Annotated in this window: 19 protein-coding genes; 7 read left to right on the top strand and 12 right to left on the bottom strand. The window is 70.1% G+C overall.

Annotated elements, in window-relative coordinates; genetic code table 11:
• The 6 genes from A5709_RS01315 to A5709_RS01290 form a co-directional block, all read right to left on the bottom strand.
• On the bottom strand, positions 1-764 hold a 764-nt coding region (locus A5709_RS01315), incomplete at its 3' end, for a PLP-dependent transferase (RefSeq protein ID WP_231986812.1).
• Complete coding sequence (locus A5709_RS01310; RefSeq protein ID WP_067944210.1) at positions 761-1,192, bottom strand: rhodanese-like domain-containing protein; 432 nt, start codon at positions 1,190-1,192, stop codon at positions 761-763. The genes A5709_RS01310 and A5709_RS01315, both read right to left, overlap by 4 nt.
• Positions 1,189-2,385: a formate-dependent phosphoribosylglycinamide formyltransferase gene (gene purT / locus A5709_RS01305; RefSeq protein WP_068117413.1), complete on the bottom strand. Its 1,197-nt coding sequence runs from the start codon at positions 2,383-2,385 to the stop codon at positions 1,189-1,191. Before purT ends, A5709_RS01310 begins: the two co-directional genes overlap by 4 nt.
• Positions 2,386-2,414: 29 nt before the next feature.
• The gene (locus tag A5709_RS01300; protein WP_068117410.1) at positions 2,415-3,065 is read right to left on the bottom strand and encodes a PaaI family thioesterase; all 651 of its coding nucleotides are present in this window, start codon (positions 3,063-3,065) and stop codon (positions 2,415-2,417) included.
• On the bottom strand, positions 3,062-4,360 hold the full coding sequence (locus A5709_RS01295) for an adenylosuccinate synthase (protein ID WP_068012185.1): 1,299 nt from the start codon (positions 4,358-4,360) through the stop codon (positions 3,062-3,064). Before A5709_RS01295 ends, A5709_RS01300 begins: the two co-directional genes overlap by 4 nt.
• Positions 4,361-4,583: 223 nt before the next feature.
• Positions 4,584-5,549: a histidine phosphatase family protein gene (locus tag A5709_RS01290; RefSeq protein WP_068117406.1), complete on the bottom strand. Its 966-nt coding sequence runs from the start codon at positions 5,547-5,549 to the stop codon at positions 4,584-4,586.
• Positions 5,550-5,845: 296 nt separating this feature from the next.
• Here A5709_RS01290 and A5709_RS01285 point away from each other — a divergent pair, with 296 nt between their 5' ends.
• Genes A5709_RS01285 through A5709_RS01275 form a run of 3 tightly spaced genes read left to right on the top strand, consistent with a single transcriptional unit; the run spans position 5,846 to position 8,198 of the window.
• A complete protein-coding gene (locus tag A5709_RS01285; RefSeq protein WP_067944202.1) occupies positions 5,846-6,478 on the top strand; it encodes a peptidase M50 in 633 nt (210 codons plus the stop codon).
• Positions 6,479-6,487: 9 nt separating this feature from the next.
• A complete protein-coding gene (locus A5709_RS01280; protein WP_067944200.1) occupies positions 6,488-7,261 on the top strand; it encodes a site-2 protease family protein in 774 nt (257 codons plus the stop codon).
• Positions 7,262-7,301: 40 nt separating this feature from the next.
• Entirely contained in the window at positions 7,302-8,198 is an 897-nt protein-coding gene (locus tag A5709_RS01275; RefSeq protein ID WP_067944199.1) for a cation diffusion facilitator family transporter, read from the top strand.
• Here A5709_RS01275 and A5709_RS01270 read toward each other — a convergent pair.
• On the bottom strand, positions 8,195-8,608 hold the full coding sequence (locus A5709_RS01270) for a DUF3151 domain-containing protein (RefSeq protein ID WP_068117403.1): 414 nt from the start codon (positions 8,606-8,608) through the stop codon (positions 8,195-8,197). The genes A5709_RS01275 and A5709_RS01270 overlap by 4 nt on opposite strands.
• Positions 8,609-8,731: 123 nt before the next feature.
• Between A5709_RS01270 and A5709_RS01265 the strand changes: the two genes are divergently transcribed.
• Positions 8,732-9,562: a hypothetical protein gene (locus tag A5709_RS01265; RefSeq protein ID WP_067944197.1), complete on the top strand. Its 831-nt coding sequence runs from the start codon at positions 8,732-8,734 to the stop codon at positions 9,560-9,562.
• 87 nt (positions 9,563-9,649) lie between these two features.
• On the opposite strand, the gene fbaA is transcribed toward A5709_RS01265, so the two are convergent.
• On the bottom strand, positions 9,650-10,684 hold the full coding sequence (gene fbaA / locus A5709_RS01260; protein ID WP_067944212.1) for a class II fructose-bisphosphate aldolase: 1,035 nt from the start codon (positions 10,682-10,684) through the stop codon (positions 9,650-9,652).
• Between the two features lie 58 nt (positions 10,685-10,742).
• Between fbaA and A5709_RS01255 the strand changes: the two genes are divergently transcribed.
• Positions 10,743-11,450, top strand: a complete 708-nt coding sequence (locus tag A5709_RS01255; RefSeq protein WP_068117400.1) for a DedA family protein — start codon at positions 10,743-10,745, stop codon at positions 11,448-11,450.
• On the opposite strand, the gene A5709_RS01250 is transcribed toward A5709_RS01255, so the two are convergent.
• Together A5709_RS01250 and A5709_RS01245 are read right to left on the bottom strand one after the other, a co-directional pair.
• Positions 11,409-13,358 carry an acetoacetate--CoA ligase gene (locus A5709_RS01250; RefSeq protein ID WP_068117396.1) on the bottom strand — a complete coding sequence of 650 codons (1,950 nt, stop codon included), beginning with the start codon at positions 13,356-13,358 and terminating at the stop codon, positions 11,409-11,411. The genes A5709_RS01255 and A5709_RS01250 overlap by 42 nt on opposite strands.
• Positions 13,355-14,476 carry a glycoside hydrolase family 76 protein gene (locus A5709_RS01245; RefSeq protein ID WP_068012180.1) on the bottom strand — a complete coding sequence of 374 codons (1,122 nt, stop codon included), beginning with the start codon at positions 14,474-14,476 and terminating at the stop codon, positions 13,355-13,357. The genes A5709_RS01250 and A5709_RS01245 overlap by 4 nt, the downstream gene beginning before the upstream one ends.
• A 27-nt stretch (positions 14,477-14,503) precedes the next feature.
• Between A5709_RS01245 and A5709_RS01240 the strand changes: the two genes are divergently transcribed.
• Together A5709_RS01240 and eutC are read left to right on the top strand one after the other, a co-directional pair.
• Positions 14,504-15,910 (top strand): ethanolamine ammonia-lyase subunit EutB, encoded by a 1,407-nt coding sequence (locus A5709_RS01240; RefSeq protein ID WP_068117394.1) that lies wholly within the window; start codon positions 14,504-14,506, stop codon positions 15,908-15,910.
• A complete protein-coding gene (gene eutC / locus A5709_RS01235) occupies positions 15,910-16,668 on the top strand; it encodes an ethanolamine ammonia-lyase subunit EutC (RefSeq protein ID WP_068117390.1) in 759 nt (252 codons plus the stop codon). The genes A5709_RS01240 and eutC overlap by 1 nt, the downstream gene beginning before the upstream one ends.
• Here the strand turns inward: eutC and A5709_RS01230 are convergent.
• Positions 16,665-17,312, bottom strand: coding sequence for an SRPBCC family protein (locus tag A5709_RS01230; RefSeq protein ID WP_068117388.1), 648 nt, complete (start codon positions 17,310-17,312; stop codon positions 16,665-16,667). The two genes, eutC and A5709_RS01230, sit on opposite strands and share 4 nt — an antisense overlap.
• A 55-nt stretch (positions 17,313-17,367) precedes the next feature.
• Positions 17,368-18,510 carry an XdhC family protein gene (locus A5709_RS01225; protein ID WP_197520056.1) on the bottom strand — a complete coding sequence of 381 codons (1,143 nt, stop codon included), beginning with the start codon at positions 18,508-18,510 and terminating at the stop codon, positions 17,368-17,370.
• Between the last annotated feature and the right edge of the window lie 40 nt (positions 18,511-18,550).

The raw sequence follows: 18,550 nt of genomic DNA, 5'->3' as shown, positions 1-18,550 counted from the left end.
GGGTGCCCGAAACCGAGGCCGAACGTCCGGTCATCTTCCTGTGCCGCTCGGGCAACCGCTCCATCGGCGCCGCCCAGCACCCGGCCCTGACCGTCGATGTGCTTGGTGCCCGAGTACACCACCACGTCGACCCCGAGGGGAATGCCCTGCTGCAGCAGCGGGGTGGCGAAGACGTTGTCCAACACCACCTTTGCGCCTGCGGCGTGGGCGAGCTCGACCACCGCGGCGATGTCCACCAGCGACTGCATCGGGTTCGACGGCGTCTCGAAGAACACCGCCGCGGTGGGCACGGACAGCGCCTCCTCCCACTGCGCGAGGTCGTCGCCGTCCACGAAGACGGTCTCGACGCCCCAGCGCGGCAGGATCTCGTTGCACACCACGAAGCACGACCCGAACAGGCTGCGCGCCGCGACCAGCCGGTCCCCGGCGGCCAGCAGCGCGCCCAGCGCGGTGAACACCGCCGCCATTCCGCTCGCGGTGGCGAACGCCGCGGGGGCGCCCTCGATCAGGCGCAACCGCTCCTCGAACATCGTCACGGTCGGGTTCCCGTACCGCGAGTACACGAAGTGGTCGAGCTCGCCGGTGAACGACTTCTCCGCGACGGCCGCCGAGGAGTAGACGTAGCCCGACGTCAGGAATATCGCCTCGGCCGTCTCGTCGAATCCCGAGCGCAGCAGCCCGCCGCGCACGCCGATCGTGGCAGGACTGACCCCGTCGGGCAGCGCCTTGGGGGTGCGGACGGACTCCCCCGAGGGGTCGGTCATAGCTGCTTCCAGGGCAATCCGATGGCGCGCCAACCCGATTCGCCCCGCAGCCCCCGCGCGTTCGGGTGACCCTCGAACCCGTCCAGCACGTTGTAGGCCGGGGTGATGCCGGTCCGGGTGGCAACCTGGGCGGCGCCGATGGAGCGGTTGCCCGAGCGGCACAGGAAGATGACCGGACGTTCGGCCTCGGTTTCGGGCACCCGGTCGCGCAGTTCGTCGGCGAAGTTTTCGTTGTACCTGCCGTCAGAGCTGTTCCACTCGATGAACACCACCTCGCGGCCCAGGCTGGTCAGGTCCGGCACCCCGACGAACCGCCATTCGTCATCGGTGCGCACGTCGACCAGCACAGCGTCCGGGTTGTCGTTGAGCAGTTCCCATGCCTGCTCTGGCGTGATGTCTCCGGCGTAGCCTGCGCGCTCTGTGCTCATGAACTCGGATCGTAACGAGGTCGTTGGGTCAACCGGTTCGCCACCTCGCGGGCGCGCTCGCGCGCCGCAGCCACGTCGGGCGCCGTCGCCAGTGCCTGGTATCCGCGCCCGACGGCGCGCAGGTCGCTCTCCGGCACCGCCAGCGCCCCGGCCAGGGCGGCGGCCGGCCCGTCGGCGCGCTGCACCCGGCGCGCCGCGCCCGGCGAAATCATCATGGTGTCCACCGGCAGGCCGAGGATGGTGCGGGCCTGCAGGTCGAACACCGAGAGCCGCTGGCTGCGCACCGTCACCCACGCGCTGTCGGCGGGGCGGGGCGTGACGTCGGCGAAGTACACCTCGTCGCCGTTGATCATCAATTCGACGCCGAAGACGCCGCGGCCGCCGAGCGCCTTGACGATCCGCGCGGCGATCGATTTGGCGGCGTCCGACGCCGCCGGGCTCAGCTGCTGCGGTTGCCAGGACTCCAGGCCCTCGCGATGGCCGATGGGCGAACAGAAGTCGATCACCGGACCCTGGGGCCCGTCGCTGCGCACCGCCAACAGGGTGACGTAGAACTCGACCTCCACCACGGTCTCGGCCAGCACCCGGTGCTGTTCCCCGTGCCCTCCCGTCGCGCGCTGCCAGGCCGCCGCGATGTCGTCGGGGCCCGAAGCCACCGACTGCCCCCGCCCGGCTGCGGCGAGCACCGGCTTCACCAGCAGCGGGTAGCCCGCGTGGGCGCCGACCGCCTCGAGTTCGCCGAGGGAGCCGACGAACCAGAACGGCGCGGTGGGCAACCCCAACTCGTCGGCGGCCAGCCGGCGCAGGCCCTCCCGGTCTGCGGCGAGCCGGACCGCGCGAGCGCCGGGCACCAGCTGCGCGCCCTCGAGGCCCTCGAGCGCTTGGGGCGAGACCGTGTCGGTGGTGGTGACCACAACGTCCGGCCGTACACCCCGGACCGCCCTGGTCAGCTCGTCGGCGTCGGTCAACGGCACTGTGAGCGACTGATCGGCGACCGCCTCCGCGGGGCGCTCGTCGACGGCGATCACCGAGGCGCCCAGTCGCCCCAGGGCGATCGCCAGTTCCCGGCTGAGGTCTCCGGAACCCAGCAACACGACGCGCGGCCTCATGTCCGCTTCTTCCGTCGGCGCTTGCGATGGCACGGCGAGCACGCTCGTCTTGTCGTCTTGTCCTTCGGTGAAGCCGTCAGTCACCGCTCAAGGATAGGTCGGTTCCGAGCGCCCTAGGGCTGCCCGGGAAGCAGCCGCACCATCAGCCCGTTGGCCTCGGCCAGCACCGCTTCGTCGCCGTCGAGCAGTTCGGCGGCCACGAACGCCTTGCGGCCCTCGGTGCTCGTGACCCGGCCGCGCACCGACAGCGGCGCATCGATCGGGGTGACCTTGCGGTAGTCGACGTGCAGGAAGGCCGTTCGGCTGATGGGACGCCCGGCGGCGTGCGACACCATGCCGAACATGTGGTCGAACAGCAGCGGGAGCACGCCGCCGTGCACGGCGTGGTTCCCGCCGACGTGAAACCGGCTGAAGTAGCCGGTCATCTCGACGCCGTCCGGAGCGTATTTCGTCAGCGTCCAGGGCGGCAGCAGCAGGCTGCCCATGCCGGGCAGGTCGGGCGTCCGCCCGGCCGGCGCCTTGCCCTCGTCGGCCTGGAACGGTCCCAGCAGCCGCACCAGGGCCTCGGCGCGGTCGGCCGCGTCGTCCCACAGGTCATCGCCGGGATCGGCGGACACGGCCAGGTCCTGCAGCGCCCGCATGGCCGCGACGAACCGGCCGAATCCCGGGCCTGGGCTGGCCGGGCCGTATTCGGGAAAGCCGCCGTGGTGTTCGTATTCGGGGTCGAGTTCTTTGGGATCCGGCTCAGGTGACGGGTGGGTCACGGGCGGGCCGCCAGGACGTCGCGGCGCACGATCGTCTGTTCCCGCCCCGGACCGACGCCGATGCACGAAACATGCGCTCCGGCAAGCTCTTCCAGCCGCAGCACGTAGTCACGCGCCTTGGCGGGCAGGTCGTCGAATTCACGGGCGTCCGAGATGTCCTCCCACCAGCCCGGCAACTCCTCGTAGATCGGCTCGGCGCGGGCGAGGTCGGTCTGGGTCATCGGCATGTCGGTGGTGCGCTCGCCGTCGATGCGATAGCCGACGCAGATCGGCACCGTTTCCAGGCTGGAGAGCACGTCGAGTTTGGTCAGGAAGAAATCGGTGATGCCGTTGACCCGCGTGGCGTAGCGGGCGATCACGGCGTCGAACCAGCCGCAGCGACGCCGCCGCCCGGTGGTCACGCCGAACTCGCCGCCGGTCTTGGACAGGTATTCGCCGTTCTCGTCGAACAGCTCGGTGGGGAACGGTCCGGAGCCCACGCGGGTGGTGTAGGCCTTGAGGATCCCCAGCACGGTGGTGATGCGGGTGGGCCCGATGCCGGAGCCGACGGCCGCGCCGCCGGCGGTCGGATTCGACGACGTCACATAGGGATACGTGCCGTGGTCGACGTCGAGCAGGGTGCCCTGGGAGCCCTCCAGCAGCACGGTTTCGCCGGTCTCGAGCGCGGCGTTGAGCAGCCGCCGGGTGTCGCGGATGCGGTGGCGGAACCCCTCCGCCTGTTCCAGCAGCGCGTCGACGACCTGGTGGGGGTCCAGCGCCTTGCGGTTGTAGATCTTGACCAGGATCTGGTTCTTCAGTTCCAGCGCGGCCTCGATCTTGTGGGTCAGCTGGCCGGGGTCGAGCACGTCGGCGACCCGGATCCCCTGGCGGGCGATCTTGTCCTGGTAGCAGGGCCCGATGCCGCGCCCGGTGGTGCCGATCTTCTTGTTGCCCATGTAGCGCTCGGTGACCTTGTCGATGGCCACGTGGTAGGGCAACAGCAGGTGCGCGTCGGCGGAGATCAGCAGCTTGGTGGTGTCCACGCCGCGGTCCTCGAGGCCTTTGAGCTCGTCGAGCAGCACGCCGGGGTCGACCACCACACCGTTGCCGATGACGTTGGTGACGCCGGGGGTCAGCACTCCCGACGGGATCAGGTGCAGCGCGAAGTTCTCGCCGCTGGGCAACACGACGGTGTGCCCGGCGTTGTTGCCACCCTGATAGCGCACCACCCACTGCACGCGTCCACCGAGCAGGTCAGTGGCTTTACCTTTGCCCTCGTCGCCCCATTGGGCGCCGATGAGGACGATTGCCGGCATGACTTGCTCCCGCCTGCTTACTGTGGCCCTGCTGGCAACGCGCCGTATCTTGCAGCGCCGCCACGGTTTTCGGCATCGCCCGTTGGCTCGAGCTGCCGACCTGCACCAGCGCCCCGGTTGACCATTACGGCACCGTGCGCGTAGCCGGACGCGTCTTTGCTTGGCGCGCTCACGTGGCGATCCTAAACGTCGGGTAGCGACGGGCTTGTGCCAAGGCCCCTGCTCATCCGGGCGGCCGCCCGCTGAGCGGCATTTCCGCCCGTGCGCCGGCGGCCGGAGCGCTGGCCGTCTCCGACGGTTTGGCCGCACACACACCGCCTTGGGTCGGTGCGTCCAACATCAGGCACAAGCCCTTCCTGTCGCGACCGGGCTTCTTGGCCGCCCACCCCGGCCACACGGGTTTCCCGTTCCAACTGACCAGCGTCCAGCCATCGTGCGGGTTGCCCTGGATCTCGACGATGCCGGCGTTGGGCAGCGGATCGAAGAGCAAGAGCAGCGGATCGGGGTTCTTGACACTCATCATCGTGCCGACGCCGATCGCGAACTCGCTGGAGACCGCCACTTCGGTGATCTTGCCGCCCACGGACCGAACCGGGTTGGCCAGGGCATTGCCGTACATCAATTGCAGGGAGTCGTTGAAGCGACTCGCGTTGGTCACCGCGTTGCCGTACATCGTCTGCAGTGCGCCGTTGAAGCGCCTGTCGAATTCGAACCCGTTGGTGTCGGTGGAGCCCGGAGCCAGCATCGGCACGATGCGCAGCCCCAGCAGCCACGCCACCGGGCCGAGCAGGTACACCAGCCCCGCAAGGCTGAACTGGGGTAGGCCATTGAAAACGCCGGCGTCGATCTCGTTGAGGCCCGGCAACGCCTGAACGTTCATTCCCAGCATGGACGCCAACGGCGCCGCGGTCTGCTGCGTTCTGACCAACTGCGACGCGAAGATTCCGGCCACCGACCCCTTCGCGGCGAGCGCCGTGGCGATGTTCTGCGCCTGTTGCTGGCCGAGCGCAGTGAGTACCGCTCCGGGCACCGACGTGTCGATCACGCCCGCCGCATTGGCCTCCGACTGGCCGTGCCGCACCAAGTCGATCACGATCGATTCGTCGGCCGAGGCGGTCGCCGGCCCGACGCACAGCAGGACGGCCGAGAACGCTACGGCACCAGCACGGCGGAGTTGCTTCGTCAGCAATGGAGGCGCGTGGGGCCGGTAACAGGCCCGAACGGCGCGGTTCGCGCGGTTGAGAAGACGGCGATGAGTCGGCGAATGGCAGTTCTCCGTTCTCTTGGCCACCCATTCGTTGACCCCGTGGCAGGAGTAAAGTATCCGGTTGCTACCAGGCGGTGGCGCAACGATTTTCGCAGTCCGAGATCATGTTGTGACTGTGTCGTTATGGTGAGATCGTTTCGTGCACAGACGTTCTGGCCGCTGTTCGGACGAAAGATGTTGAACGACAAGGATATTGGAACTGTTGACGTGGACGGCACGTGACGCGAGAAGATCCCGCCGTGGCGGTGTTGCTGTTCGGCGATCGGCGCGTGCCACGCCCGCTGACCGGCATGCCGGTTCACTCGGCCGGCATCGATGCCGCGATCGGCCCCTACCGCCGGCTCGTCGTGGTAGGCGCCGACGCCGACCTGGCCGCCGTGCTGACCCGGCTGCTGCGCGCAGACCGGCTCGACGTCGAGGTGGCCTACGTGCCGCGCCGCCGCACCCGCGCGACCCGGATCTACCGCCTGCCCGCCGGGCGGCGCGCGGCGCGGCGAGCCCGGCAGGGGCCCGCCCGGCGCGTGACCCTGGTCCGCGACGAGACCGGGTCGGTGGTCGTCGGGCGCGCCGGCTGGCTGCCCGGCGAGGACCGGCGCCTGCGCGGCGAGGCCGTCGTCGACGACACCGTGTTGTTCGACGGTGACGCCCCCGCCGTCGACGTCGAGCCGACGCTGACCGTCCCGGGCCTGCGCGCCCGCGTGCGAACGGGCCGGCGCCGCTGGGTCGCCGGCCGCGCGGTCCAGCTGGGCAGCACCGGCGTCACGGTGGTGCGCGACGGCGTGCCCGCGTCGCGCCCGGCGCGGCGGTCGACGTTCTACCGCAACGTCGAAGGCTGGCTGGCGGTCCGCTAGTTTCGACCGGTGAGCCTGCCCGCCCGGCGCGAATCGGTCCGACCCAGCCCCATCTTCCTGGCCCTGCTGGCCTTGACGGCGACGGGCGGCGTGCTGGCGTGGCTGGCCGGCAGCACCGTGCGGCCGCTGGCGTATTTCGGCGTGTTCACCTTCGTCATCGCCGGCTGGTTGGTGTCGCTGTGCCTGCACGAGTTCGGCCACGCCGTGACCGCCTGGCGATTCGGCGACCACGACGCCGCCGTGCGCGGATACCTGACGCTGGATCCGCGGCGCTATAGCCATCCCGCGCTGTCGCTCGTGCTGCCGATGGTGGTCATCGCGCTGGGCGGGATCGGCCTGCCGGGCGCCGCGGTGTACGTGCGGACGTGGTTCATGACCCCGAACCGGCGCAGCCTGGTCAGCCTGGCGGGCCCGGCCGCCAACCTGGTGCTGGCGGTGCTGCTGCTGGCGCTGACGCGGTTGTTCTACGACCCCTTCCACCAGGTGCTCTGGGCGGGCGTGGCGTTCCTGGGCTTCCTGCAGCTGACCGCGGTGGTGCTCAACCTGCTGCCCATCCCGGGCCTGGACGGCTACGACGCCCTCGAGCCGCACCTGAGTCCCGAGACGCAGCGCGCGGTGGCGCCGGCCAAGCAGTACGGCTTTTTCATTTTGCTGTTCCTGCTCCTGGCGGCCAGCCACTGGTTCTTTCAGATGGTGCTCTGGCTGTTCGAGTTCTCGGGTGTGCCGACGTGGCTGGTGTCCGCGGGCAACGTGCTGACCCGCTTCTGGAGCCGCTGGTTCTGACCCTTGCCATATATGCGCGGATCCGCATATATTGCACGGCATGGGCGCCGGCCACAATCACAGTCCCGCCGAGACCGACGGGTCCCGGCTGATTCCCCGCATGATTGCCGCCGCCGCAATCCTGGCGGCGTTTTTCGTCATCGAGCTGACCACCTCGTTGCTGATCAACTCGATCGCGCTGCTGGCCGACGCGGGCCACATGCTGACCGACGTCGTCGCCGTCTTCATGGGCCTGGCCGCCGTGACGCTGGCCCGCCGGGGCAGCTCGTCACCGTCACGGACGTACGGCTGGCACCGGGCCGAGGTGTTCACGGCGGTCGCCAACGCGGGCCTGCTGATGGGCGTCGCGCTGTTCATCCTCTGGGAAGCGATCCAGCGGCTCAGGGAAACCCCGTCGATCCCCGGCGTGCCGATGATCGTGGTCGCGCTGGCCGGGCTGCTCGCCAACCTGGCGGTCGCGTTGCTGCTGCGGTCGCACTCCGGGGAGAGCCTGGCGGTCAAGGGCGCCTACATGGAGGTCGTCGCCGACAGCGTCGGCAGCCTGGGCGTGCTGATCGCCGGTGTGGTGACCGTGACGACGCGCTGGCCGTACGCCGACGTGGTGGTGGCCGTGCTGGTCGCGCTGTGGGTGCTGCCGCGCGCGATCTCGCTGGCCCGCGACGCGCTGCGGATCCTCTCCGAATCGTCGCCGACCCACATAGACGTGGAGGAGCTGCGCTCGGCGCTGGGCGCCGTCGACGGCGTGTCCGAGGTGCACGACCTGCACGTCTGGACGCTGTCGCCGGGCAAGGACATGTGCACCGCGCACCTGCGGAGCACCGGCGACTCCACCCGGGTGCTGCACGACGCGCGTGCGGTGCTGTCGGCCCGCGGGCTGCAGCACGCCACCGTCCAGATCGACACCCCGGGCGACGCGGGCTGTTCGGAAAACTTCTAGAGCCCCAGGCCCGGGCGCGCCTCGGGGTCGCAGTCGTCGAGCAGGTCCAGGCAGCGCAGGTACTCGTCGGGCTCGCCGATCGTGTCGGCGGCCCGCGCCAGCGCCGCCACACACCGGAGGAATCCGCGGTTCGGCTCGTGCGCATAGGGAACCGGGCCGAAACCCTTCCAGCCGTTGCGCCGCAGCTGGTCCAGGCCGCGGTGATAGCCGGTGCGGGCGTACGCGTAGGCGGTGATGGCCTGGTCGTCGGCCAGCGCCTGCTCGGCCAGTGCCGCCCAGGCCACCGACGCCGACGGGTGCGCGGCGGCGACGATCCCCGGCTTCTCGCCGGCGAGCAGCTCCGCCTCGGCGTCGGGGTCGCCCGGCAGCAGTGTCGGATCAGGTCCCAGGAGGTCTCGCGGCGGCGTCATGGCTCCTATTCTGCAGCCGCCCCGTTTCGCCGGGGTGGCGGACCTCGACCATCACCCCATCGAGGGGGACGGGTCGCTAAGCTCTCCAACTACCCCACCCGATAGCGGAGGACAGCCGTACTCATGCCCCAGCCACCCGAGCCCGACCGCAGCGGCGCGCCGAATCCGCCCGGGCACGAATGGGCCGCGCAATCAGGCGAGGACGCGACCGAGAGCGTCCCGCTGGTACCGAGCGACTCCGAGACCGAGACCGTGGTGATCAGACCCGATTCCGGCGGCAACCCGGCGGATCCCCAGGAGGATGCGGACGGCCAGCAGCGCGAGCGCCGCTTCACCGCGCCCGGTTTCGACGCCAAAGAGACCACGGTGATCGCCACCACCCCGGAGCCCGCCACGGAGGTGTTCCACACACCGCCGGAAGGTCAGACCGCACAGTTCGGTCAGCCCGCCAAACCGGCTGTGCCGCAATCGATCCCGCCCCGGCTGGGAGGAAAGCTCCGCACGTCTCGGCAGTTCAACTGGGGCTGGGTGCTGGCGCTGGTCCTGATCGTGCTGGCGGTGGCCGCGATCGCGATCCTGGGTACGGTGCTGCTCACCCGCGGCAAACACACGAAGGTCTCGCAGGAAGACCAGGTTCGTACCACGATCCAGAGCTTCGACACCGCGATACAAAAGGGTGATCTGACCACGCTGCGCACCATCACGTGTGGCACCACCCGCGACGGATACGCGGACTACGACGAGCACTCGTGGGACGAGACCTACCGCCGGGTCTCGGCGGCCAAGCAGTATCCGGTGATCGCCAGCATCGACCAGGTGGTGGTCAACGGCCAGCACGCCGAGGCCAACGTCACCACGTTCATGGCGTACGACCCCTCGCTGCGGTCGACCCGCAGCCTGGACCTGCAGTACCGCGACGAGCAGTGGAAGATCTGCCAGTCCCCCAGCGGCTAGGCTCTAGCGCCCCTCAGCGCCGAACGTGCAACCAGGGCGAGTTTCGAGCCGGAATTTCGCCATGAGTGCACGCTCGGCGAAGCCGGGCTAGCGGCCCACGGACTTTCCGGCGCAGTGCAGGTCGTCGCAGGCCTCCACCACGCGCTCGGTCATCGATGCCTCGCCCTTCTTCAGGTAGCTGCGCGGGTCGTAGACCTTCTTGGCGCCCACCTCGCCGTCGACCTTCAGCACGCCGTCGTAGTTGGTGAACATGTGGCCGGCGATCGGGCGGGTGAACGCGTACTGGGTGTCGGTGTCGACGTTCATCTTCACCACGCCGTAGCGCAGCGACTCCTCGATCTCCGACTTCAGCGAGCCCGACCCGCCGTGGAACACGAAGTCGAACGGCTTGGATCCGTCGGGCAGACCCAGCTTGGCCGCGGCCACCTGCTGCCCCTGGGCCAAAATGTCGGGGCGCAGCTTGACGTTGCCGGGCTTGTACACGCCGTGCACGTTGCCGAACGTCGCGGCCAGCAGGTACTTGCCGTGCTCGCCGTGGCCCAGCGCATCGATGGTCTTCTCGAAGTCCTCCGGCGTGGTGTACAGCTTGTCGTTGATCTCGTGGGCGACGCCGTCTTCCTCGCCGCCCACCACACCGATCTCGATCTCCAGGACGATCTTGGCGGCCGCAGCCTCCTTGAGCAGCTCCTGCGCGATGATCAGGTTCTCGTCGATCGGCACGGCCGAGCCGTCCCACATGTGGGATCCGAACAGGGGATCGCCGCCCGCGGCCACGCGTTGCGCCGAGATGGCCAGCAGCGGCCGCACGTAGCTGTCCAGCTTGTCCTTGGGGCAGTGATCGGTGTGCAGGGCCACGTTGATCGGGTACTTGGCCGCGACCACGCGGGTGAACTCGGCCAGCGCCACGGCGCCGGTCACCATGTCCTTGACCCCCAGGCCGGAGGCGAATTCCGCACCGCCGGTGGAGAACTGGATGATGCCGTCGCTGCCGGCGTCGGCGAAGCCCTTGATCGCGGCGTTGACCGTCTCGGACGAGGTGCAGTTGATGGCCGGGAAGGCGTACGAGTTCTCTTTGGCGCGGCCCAGCATCTCGGCGTAGACCTCGGGGGTGGCGATCGGCATGGGCTCCTCCTGGCGACTGGGCCCGTCCAGTATCGCAACACCGGTATGTTGAAGCATCGTGAGCACCACCGTGACGGCCCTGCCGCACATCTTCGACCCGATGTATTGGTTGGGCGCCGACGGAGTCTTCGGATCCGCGGTGCTGCCGGGCATCCTGGTCATCGTCTTCATCGAGACCGGTCTGCTGTTTCCGCTGCTGCCCGGCGAATCGCTGTTGTTCACCGGTGGGCTGTTGGCCGCGGGTGCGAACCCGCCGGCCAGCATCTGGGTGCTGGCCCCCGCCGTCGCCCTCGTCGCGATCCTGGGCGATCAGACCGGGTATTTCATCGGCCGGCGGATCGGCCCGGCCTTGTTCAAGAAGGAAGACTCCCGGTTCTTCAAGAAGCACTACGTGACGGAGTCGCACGCGTTCTTCGAGAAATACGGACCGTGGGCGATCATCCTGGCGCGATTCGCGCCATTCGTGCGAACGTTCGTCCCGCCGGTCGCCGGGGTGTCGTACATGCGCTACCCGGTGTTCCTGGGCTTCGACATCGTCGGCGGCATCCTGTGGGGCGGCGGGGTGACGCTGGCGGGCTACTTCCTGGGCAACGTGCCGTTCGTGCACCACAACCTGCAGAAGATCCTGCTGGTGATCCTGGTCGTCTCCCTGACGCCGGCGCTCATCGCGGCCTGGCGAAGCTACCGGGCCCGCCGGCGCGAGCCGGCCACCGGGGAGCCCGACTCAGGACACTCGACTCCTGCGGTACGCAACGAAAGCTTCTAGCAGTTCCGGTCGGTCGATCGAACTCTGCTGCACGGCCTCGCCCGGCGCGGCGCCCAGCAGGATCCGCTTGATTGGGATTTCCAACCGTTTGCCGGTCAATGTCCGCGGTATGCCGGGGACGGCGAGGATGTCGTCGGGCACGTGGCGCGGGGAGGCGTGCTGACGAATGGCGGCCACGATCCGCGAACGCAGCCCGTCGTCGAGTTCGGCGCCGTCGGCCAGGGTCACAAACAGCGGCATCCAGTAGCCGCCGTCGTCCTGCTCGACCCCGACCACCAGGCAGTCACCCACCTCGGGCATGCCCTCCACCGCCGTGTAGATCTCCGCGCTGCCCATCCGTACGCCCAGCCGATTCAGGGTGGCGTCCGAACGACCGTGCACCACAACGGATCCCCGATCGGTGATGGTGATCCAGTCGCCGTGGCACCACACCCCGGGATACTTTTCGAAGTAGGCGGCCCGGTACCGGCTGCCGTCTTCGTCGTTCCAGAAGAACACCGGCATCGAGGGCATCGGCTGGGTGATCACCAGCTCGCCCTCTTCCCCGATGACCGGATGGTTTGGCCCCACCCAGGATTCGATGGCCGCGCCCAGGCAGACGCACGACAGCTCGCCGGCCACCACCGGCAGGATGGCGCAGCCGCCGATGAAGGCGGTGCAGACGTCGGTGCCGCCGCTCATGGAGATCACCGGCACCGACCGGCCGAGTCCCTCTTGAACCCAACGGAATCCGGACGCGGGCAGCGGCGAACCGGTGGAACCCACGGCGCGCAACCCGTCCAGCGGGTACGTCGCCCCCGGCTTGAGCTCCTTCTTCGCGCAGGCCAGCAGGTAGCCCGCCCCGGCGCCGAGCATGTTGACACCCGCCTCGGCGGCGACCCGCCAAAGGCCGTCGGTGCCCAAATGCGTTGGGCTGCCGTCGTAGAGCACGATGGTGGTGTCGGCCAGCAGCCCGGACAGCTGCAGGTTCCACATCATCCAGCTCGTCGACGAGTACCACAGGAAGCGCTCGCCGGCGTGCAGCTCCAGTTGCAGGCGCAGGTACTTCAGGTGCTCGAGCACGACGCCGCCGTGACCGTGCACGATGCCCTTCGGCTTGCCGGTGGTGCCGGACGAGAACATCACCCAGAGCGGATGCGCGAACGGCACCGGGGTGATGTCCAGCTCGGCATTCGATTCCACCGCCGTCGCCCACGCGACGCTGTCGGCGTCGGTCGCCAGCCCGAGCCGCGGCACCACCACGGTGGCCCGCAGGCTGGGCATCGCCGCCCGGATGGTGTCGAGCTCCGCGCGCCGGTCGATGCGCTTGCCGTCGTACACCGACCCGTCGGTGGCCACCAGCACCGCCGGCTCCACCTGGCCCAGCCGCGCTATCACGCCGTCGACGGCCACGTCCTGGTTGCATACCGCCCAGCTCGCGCCGACGCTGGCGGCGGCCAGGGCGGCGACGGCGGCTTCGGCGACGTTGGGCAGGTACCCGACGACGGCGTCCCCGGGCCGCACCCCGAGGCCGCGCAGGTAGGCCGCGAACGCGCCGGTCTCCCGCCGCAGCCGCGCCCACGACCACTCACAGGCGCCGTCCTCGCCGACGACGATCATGGCGGGCCGCTCGTCGGTGGCGTGCCGGAAGATCTCGGTGGCGTAGTTCAGGGTGGCGCCGGGGAACCACTCGGCACCGGGCATGGCACGGTTGCCGAGCACCGCGCGGGGTGGGCTGTCCGCCTGGATGCCGAAGTAGTGCCAGACGGCGTCCCAGAACCACTCGATGTCCTCGACGGATTTGCGCTGCAGCGCGTGGTAGTCGCCGTAGTGGCCGCGTCCCGTCTCGGCGAGCCACGCCATGAAGTGGGTGAGGTTTGCCTGCGCCAGCGTGGCCTCGTCGGGAATCCAGCTGCCGGGCTCGGTCACGTCGCACTCCCTGCGGTCACGGCGGTGACGTTACAGGCGGCCTCCATCAGCATCCAGCCCGACAGCTGCACCGACAGGTCCCGCTCGGCCACCGCGGAACTGTTCACCGCGCCGTCGACGAACTGCGCTTCCCCGGCGCTCTGGGTGGGCAGTTCCGCGTCGCGGTCCCAGAACGGGCCGAACAGCGGCAGCCCGTCCACCGTTTGGCGGTAGTCCCACGCCGATTTCGCGCTGGTGAGCACGATCCGCCGGGCGGTGTCGCGGGCCGCGGCGTCGTCGGCCGAATCACCCGGCAGGGTGGTGGCGACCAGCGCGAGGTAGCGCGCGGTGACCCCGGAGAACAGGCCGCCGTCCCCGCCGCCGGCGCCGGCCAGCACGCCCGTCGGCGCCATGTGTTCGGCGACCGCCGCGACCAGCCGGTGCACCCTTGGCGCGTGCCGATCGTCGTGGGTGCGTGCCGCGAGCTCCGTTTCCAGGCCGAGCACCACGCCCTGGCAATAGGTGTACTGGGCGCGGACCAGGGAGCCGGCCTTGATGCCGTCGAACACCAGGTGCGTGTCCGGGTCGATCAGGGTCTCGTCGATCCAGTCGGCCATCTGCTGGGCGCGCCGCATCCGGTCGGAGTAGCGGGCCAGGAAGATCCCCGCCGGGCCGTTGGCCGGCGCGTTGAAGAACTGGTCCTGCTTGCGCCACGGGATGCCGCCGCCGTCCTCGGGCACCCACGCGTCGAGGAATTGCTCGGCCAGCTTGGGCAGGGCGCGGTGGCGTTCGACACCGGCGATGCGCGCGGCGCGTTCCAGCGCGAGAGCCAGCCAGGCCATGTCGTCGTAGTAGTTGTTGGTCCAGCGAAAGTTGTTGCGCAGCCGGTGCGAGCGGACCTGCCGGTTGATCCTGGCGTGCCGGTCGGGTTGCGGGTCGCGCAGCTGCGCGTCGACCAGGCAATCCAGCAGGTGCGCCTGCCACCAGTAGTGCCAGGTGCCGAACATTCGGTCGCGCCGAGTCGCCGGCCACGCCACCACGCCCAGCTGGGTCCCTGGCAGCCCCCACAGCCGTTTCAGGTGTCGTTGCGCGACAGCGGCTTCGGAGCTGGCCGCGCGGTTGGCCCATAGCTGATCCATACCGCCGATCCTGCCTCATACTGAAATATGCGCTATCGGCAAACCATTTCGGGGACCACGCACACCTTCTCCGGCCTGGTCGACGTGATGGCGAAGGCGACGCCGTTGCGCTCCGGCGACCAGCTCGCGGGTTGCGCGGCCGGCTCCGACGCCGAACGGGCGGCGGCCGCGTGGGTGCTGGCCGACGTACCGCTGGCGACGTTCCTCACCGAGGTGGTCGTGCCGTACGAGACCGACGAAGTCACCCGGCTCATCATCGACGGCCATGACTCCGGGGCCTTCGGCCCGATCGCGGACTTGACGGTGGGCGGATTCCGCGACTGGCTGCTGGACGCGGCGTCCCGCGACGACGGCGCGGCGCGGATCGCCGCGATCTCCCCGGGGTTGACGCCGGAAATGGTTGCCGCGGTATCGAAGATCATGCGCAACCAGGACCTGATCCTGGTTGCCGCCGCGGCGACGGCCACCGCGGCCTTCCGGACCACGATCGGATTGCCCGGCACGCTGGCGACCCGGTTGCAGCCCAACCATCCCACCGACGACCCCCGCGGGATCGCGGCGGCCGTGCTCGACGGGCTGCTGATGGGCTGCGGTGACGCGGTGATCGGCATCAACCCGGTGACCGACTCGCCGCACGCCGCCTCTGAGCTGTTGCACCTGCTCGACGACATTCGCCAGCGGTTCGCGATCCCCGTCCAATCCTGCGTGCTGTGCCACGTCACGACCACGATGGAGCTGATCGACCGGGGCGCGCCCGTCGACCTGGTCTTCCAGTCGATCGCGGGCACCGAGGGCGCCAACTCCTCGTTCGGGACCTCCATCGGCATGCTGATGGAGGCCAACGAGGCCGCCCGGTCGCTGCGCCGCGGCACCGTCGGCGACAACGTCATGTATCTGGAGACGGGGCAAGGTGCGGCCCTGTCGGCCGGTGCCCACCTCGGCGTGGGTCACCGGCCGGTCGATCAGCAGACGCTGGAGGCGCGGGCCTATGCGGTGGCCCGGGCGCTGCGGCCGCTGTTGATCGACACCGTGGTCGGATTCATCGGGCCCGAATACCTCTACGACGGCAAGCAGATCATCCGCGCCGGGCTCGAAGACAACTTCTGCGGGAAGATGCTGGGCCTGCCGATGGGCGTCGACGTCTGCTACACCAACCACGCCGAGGCCGACCAGGACGACATGGACACGCTGCTGACCCTGCTCGGCGCGGCGGGCACCGCGTTCGTCATCACGGTTCCCGGCGCCGACGACGTCATGCTCGGCTATCAGAGCCTGTCGTTTCACGACGCGCTGTACGTGCGAAAAGCGTTGAGGCTGCGGCCCGCACCCGAATTCGAAGCGTGGCTGGCCGGTCTGGGCATGGTCGACGCCGACGGCCGCATCCTGCCCGTCGACCTCGCGACGTCGCCGCTGCGAGCGCTGGCGGCCGGCTGATGGACGACATCTGGGCGCGCCTGCGCGCCACCACTCAGGCGCGCATCGGGCTCGGGCGTGCGGGCAACTCGCTGCCGACGCGGCGCGTCCTGGAATTTCGGGCCGCACACGCCGCGGCGCGCGACGCCGTCCACGAACCGCTCGACGTCGACGGCCTCGTCCGGCGGCTGCGCGGCTTGAACGTCGAAGGCCTCGACGAGCCGCTGCGGGTGCGCAGCCGGGCGGCCTCGCGCGCCGAGTACCTGCGCAGGCCCGACCTGGGCCGCAGCCCGGCCGACCTGTCGAGGCTGCGAAAGACCAACGCGGACATCGGTTTTGTCCTCGCCGACGGGCTCTCGCCGCGCGCCCTGACCGATCATGCGGCGGGCATGGTCGAGGCGCTAATCCGCGAATTCGACGGCCGCTACCGGATTGCGCCGCCGGTCATCGCGACCCAGGCGCGCGTCGCGCTCGGCGACCACATCGGTGAAGCCCTCGGCGTCGCAACGGTTCTCGTGCTCATCGGCGAGCGCCCGGGTCTCTCAGTCGCCGACAGCCTGGGCATCTACCTGACGCATCGGCCGAAGCCGGGGCTCACCGACGCCGACCGCAACTGCATCTCCAACATCCATCCGCCCGACGGCCTCGACTATCCGACGGCCGCGGCGGTCGCGGCGGCCCTGGTGGCCGGGGCCCGGCAACTCGGCCGCTCGGGGGTGGCCCTGAAGGACACGACGCGAGCGGCAATCGGCCAGTCGGCGGCTAAAACGGCCCTCTAACGCCGCCGGCCGAGGATCCAACCCAGCACCAGCCCGGCGAGCACGGCCAGCACCAGCGGCGCGTACTTCTTCAGCTGGTCGCCGCCGGCGAGTTCGAGCAGGTCGATCGGTTCGGGCTCCGCGTCGGGGGCCTCGTGTCGCGGCTCGGGGACGGCTCCGACCTGCGGGGGGCCCTCCGGCGTGGCCGGCGCCGCCACACTCTGCGCGGCCAATTCGGCTTCGAGCGATTCCACGAACTGGCCCAGCAGCTTCTCCGACACCTGCTGCAGCATGCCGCTGCCGAACTGGGCCAGCTTGCCCGCGATCTTGAGATCGGTGTCGACGGTGACGCCGGTGCGCTCGCCGTCCTCGTGGAGCTGGGCGGTGACCGTGGCGGCCGCGTTGCCGGTCCCCCGCGTCTCCTTGCCCTTGGCGTCGATCACCGCGCGGTACTGGCCCCGGTCGTGCTCGACGAAACGCACCTTGCCGCTGAACTCGCTGGTGACCGGCCCGACCTTCACCTTGACCTTGCCCAGGTAGTCGTCGCCCTCGTGACCGGTCAGCGCCGCCCCGGGCATCAGCGGGATCACCTGCTCCAGGTCGCTCAGCACGTCCCAGGCCCGCTCGATGGGTGCGCTGACGGTGAACTGGTTGGCGATCTTCATGCCGGGGATCCTCTCGGGTGCGACGACGGCGTCGAGCCCCAGCCTACGGGCGGCACTACGGAAGTAGAGTCGGGTCCCCCGCGTCGTGGTGGATACGCCCGGCGATCTGGGCCAGCGGGCGGCCCCCGCCGCCCCAGCGCTTGGCGATGATGTCGGCGGCGATCGAGACCGCGGTCTCCTCCGGGGTGCGCGCGCCGAGGTCCAGCCCGATGGGGCTGGACAGCCGGCCCAGCTCGGCGTCGGTCAGGCCGGCGGCCTTGAGCCGGTTCAGGCGGTCGTCGTGGGTGCGCCGCGAACCCATCGCCCCGACGTAGCCGACCTGGGGCAGGCGCAGTGCCACCTCGAGCAGCGGCACGTCGAACTTCGGGTCGTGGGTGAGCACGCAGATCACCGTGTGGCGGTCGACGGCGCCCGCCTCGGCCTGCGCGGCGAGATATCGGTGCGGCCAGTCGACGACGACCTCGTCGGCCGTCGGGAAGCGCGCCCGGGTGGCGAACACCGGGCGGGCATCGCACACGGTGACCCGGTAGCCGAGGAACGAGCCCTGGCGCGCCAGCGCCGCCGCGAAGTCGATCGCGCCGAACACCAGCATCCGCGGCGGCGGCGCATAGCTGGACACGAAGACCTCCATGCCGTCGCCGAGCCGCTGCCCGTCGGGCCCGTACTCGAGGATCTCGCTGCGGCCCAGTGCGAGCAGGCCGCGCGCATCGTCGGCGACCGCGGCGTCGGCACGCGCCGAACCCAGCGACCCCGCCGTGCCGTCGGGCCGGATGACGAGACGCCGGCCGACCCGGGCCGGGTCCGGATGTGCGATGACGGTCGCGGTCGCCACCGCGCGGCGCCCGGCGATGTCGTCGGCCACCGCACCGAGCTCGGGAAACGACGCGCGTGAAACCGGCTCGACGAAGACGTCGATGACGCCGCCGCACGTCAGGCCGACCGCGAAGGCGTCGTCGTCGCTGACGCCGTAGCGTTCCAGCCGCGGGGCACCGGTTTTCGTCGCCTCGGTGGCGAGGTCGTACACCGCGCCCTCCACGCAGCCACCCGACACCGACCCGGTGACCGAGCCGTCCGGCGCCACCACCATCGCGGCCCCCGGCGGCCGGGGCGCGGACCGGAAAGTGCGCACCACCGTCCCCAGCCCCGCGGTGTCGCCGGCGTGCCAGATCGACATCAGCTCGGCAAGCACGTCACGCACTCGTCCAACGTAGGCTGACGGCTGCAGCCCGGCTGGACTT

The sequence above is a fragment of the Mycobacterium sp. E1386 genome, from assembly GCF_001672745.1.
Classification (GTDB): domain Bacteria; phylum Actinomycetota; class Actinomycetes; order Mycobacteriales; family Mycobacteriaceae; genus Mycobacterium.
This window is presented reverse-complemented; position numbering and strand designations above follow the sequence as displayed.

What these genes read in the sequence shown, in the direction of transcription:
- A5709_RS01310 (WP_067944210.1), bottom strand. Translation starts at nt 1,192, where the DNA reads ATGAGCACAGAGCGCGCAGGCTACGCCGGAGACATCACGCCAGAGCAG.
- A5709_RS01295 (WP_068012185.1), bottom strand. Translation starts at nt 4,360, where the DNA reads ATGCCGGCAATCGTCCTCATCGGCGCCCAATGGGGCGACGAGGGCAAA.
- A5709_RS01275 (WP_067944199.1), top strand. Translation starts at nt 7,302, where the DNA reads ATGGGCGCCGGCCACAATCACAGTCCCGCCGAGACCGACGGGTCCCGG.
- A5709_RS01270 (WP_068117403.1), bottom strand. Translation starts at nt 8,608, where the DNA reads ATGACGCCGCCGCGAGACCTCCTGGGACCTGATCCGACACTGCTGCCG.
- A5709_RS01265 (WP_067944197.1), top strand. Translation starts at nt 8,732, where the DNA reads ATGCCCCAGCCACCCGAGCCCGACCGCAGCGGCGCGCCGAATCCGCCC.
- fbaA (WP_067944212.1), bottom strand. Translation starts at nt 10,684, where the DNA reads ATGCCGATCGCCACCCCCGAGGTCTACGCCGAGATGCTGGGCCGCGCC.
- A5709_RS01245 (WP_068012180.1), bottom strand. Translation starts at nt 14,476, where the DNA reads ATGGATCAGCTATGGGCCAACCGCGCGGCCAGCTCCGAAGCCGCTGTC.
- A5709_RS01240 (WP_068117394.1), top strand. Translation starts at nt 14,504, where the DNA reads ATGCGCTATCGGCAAACCATTTCGGGGACCACGCACACCTTCTCCGGC.
- eutC (WP_068117390.1), top strand. Translation starts at nt 15,910, where the DNA reads ATGGACGACATCTGGGCGCGCCTGCGCGCCACCACTCAGGCGCGCATC.
- A5709_RS01230 (WP_068117388.1), bottom strand. Translation starts at nt 17,312, where the DNA reads ATGAAGATCGCCAACCAGTTCACCGTCAGCGCACCCATCGAGCGGGCC.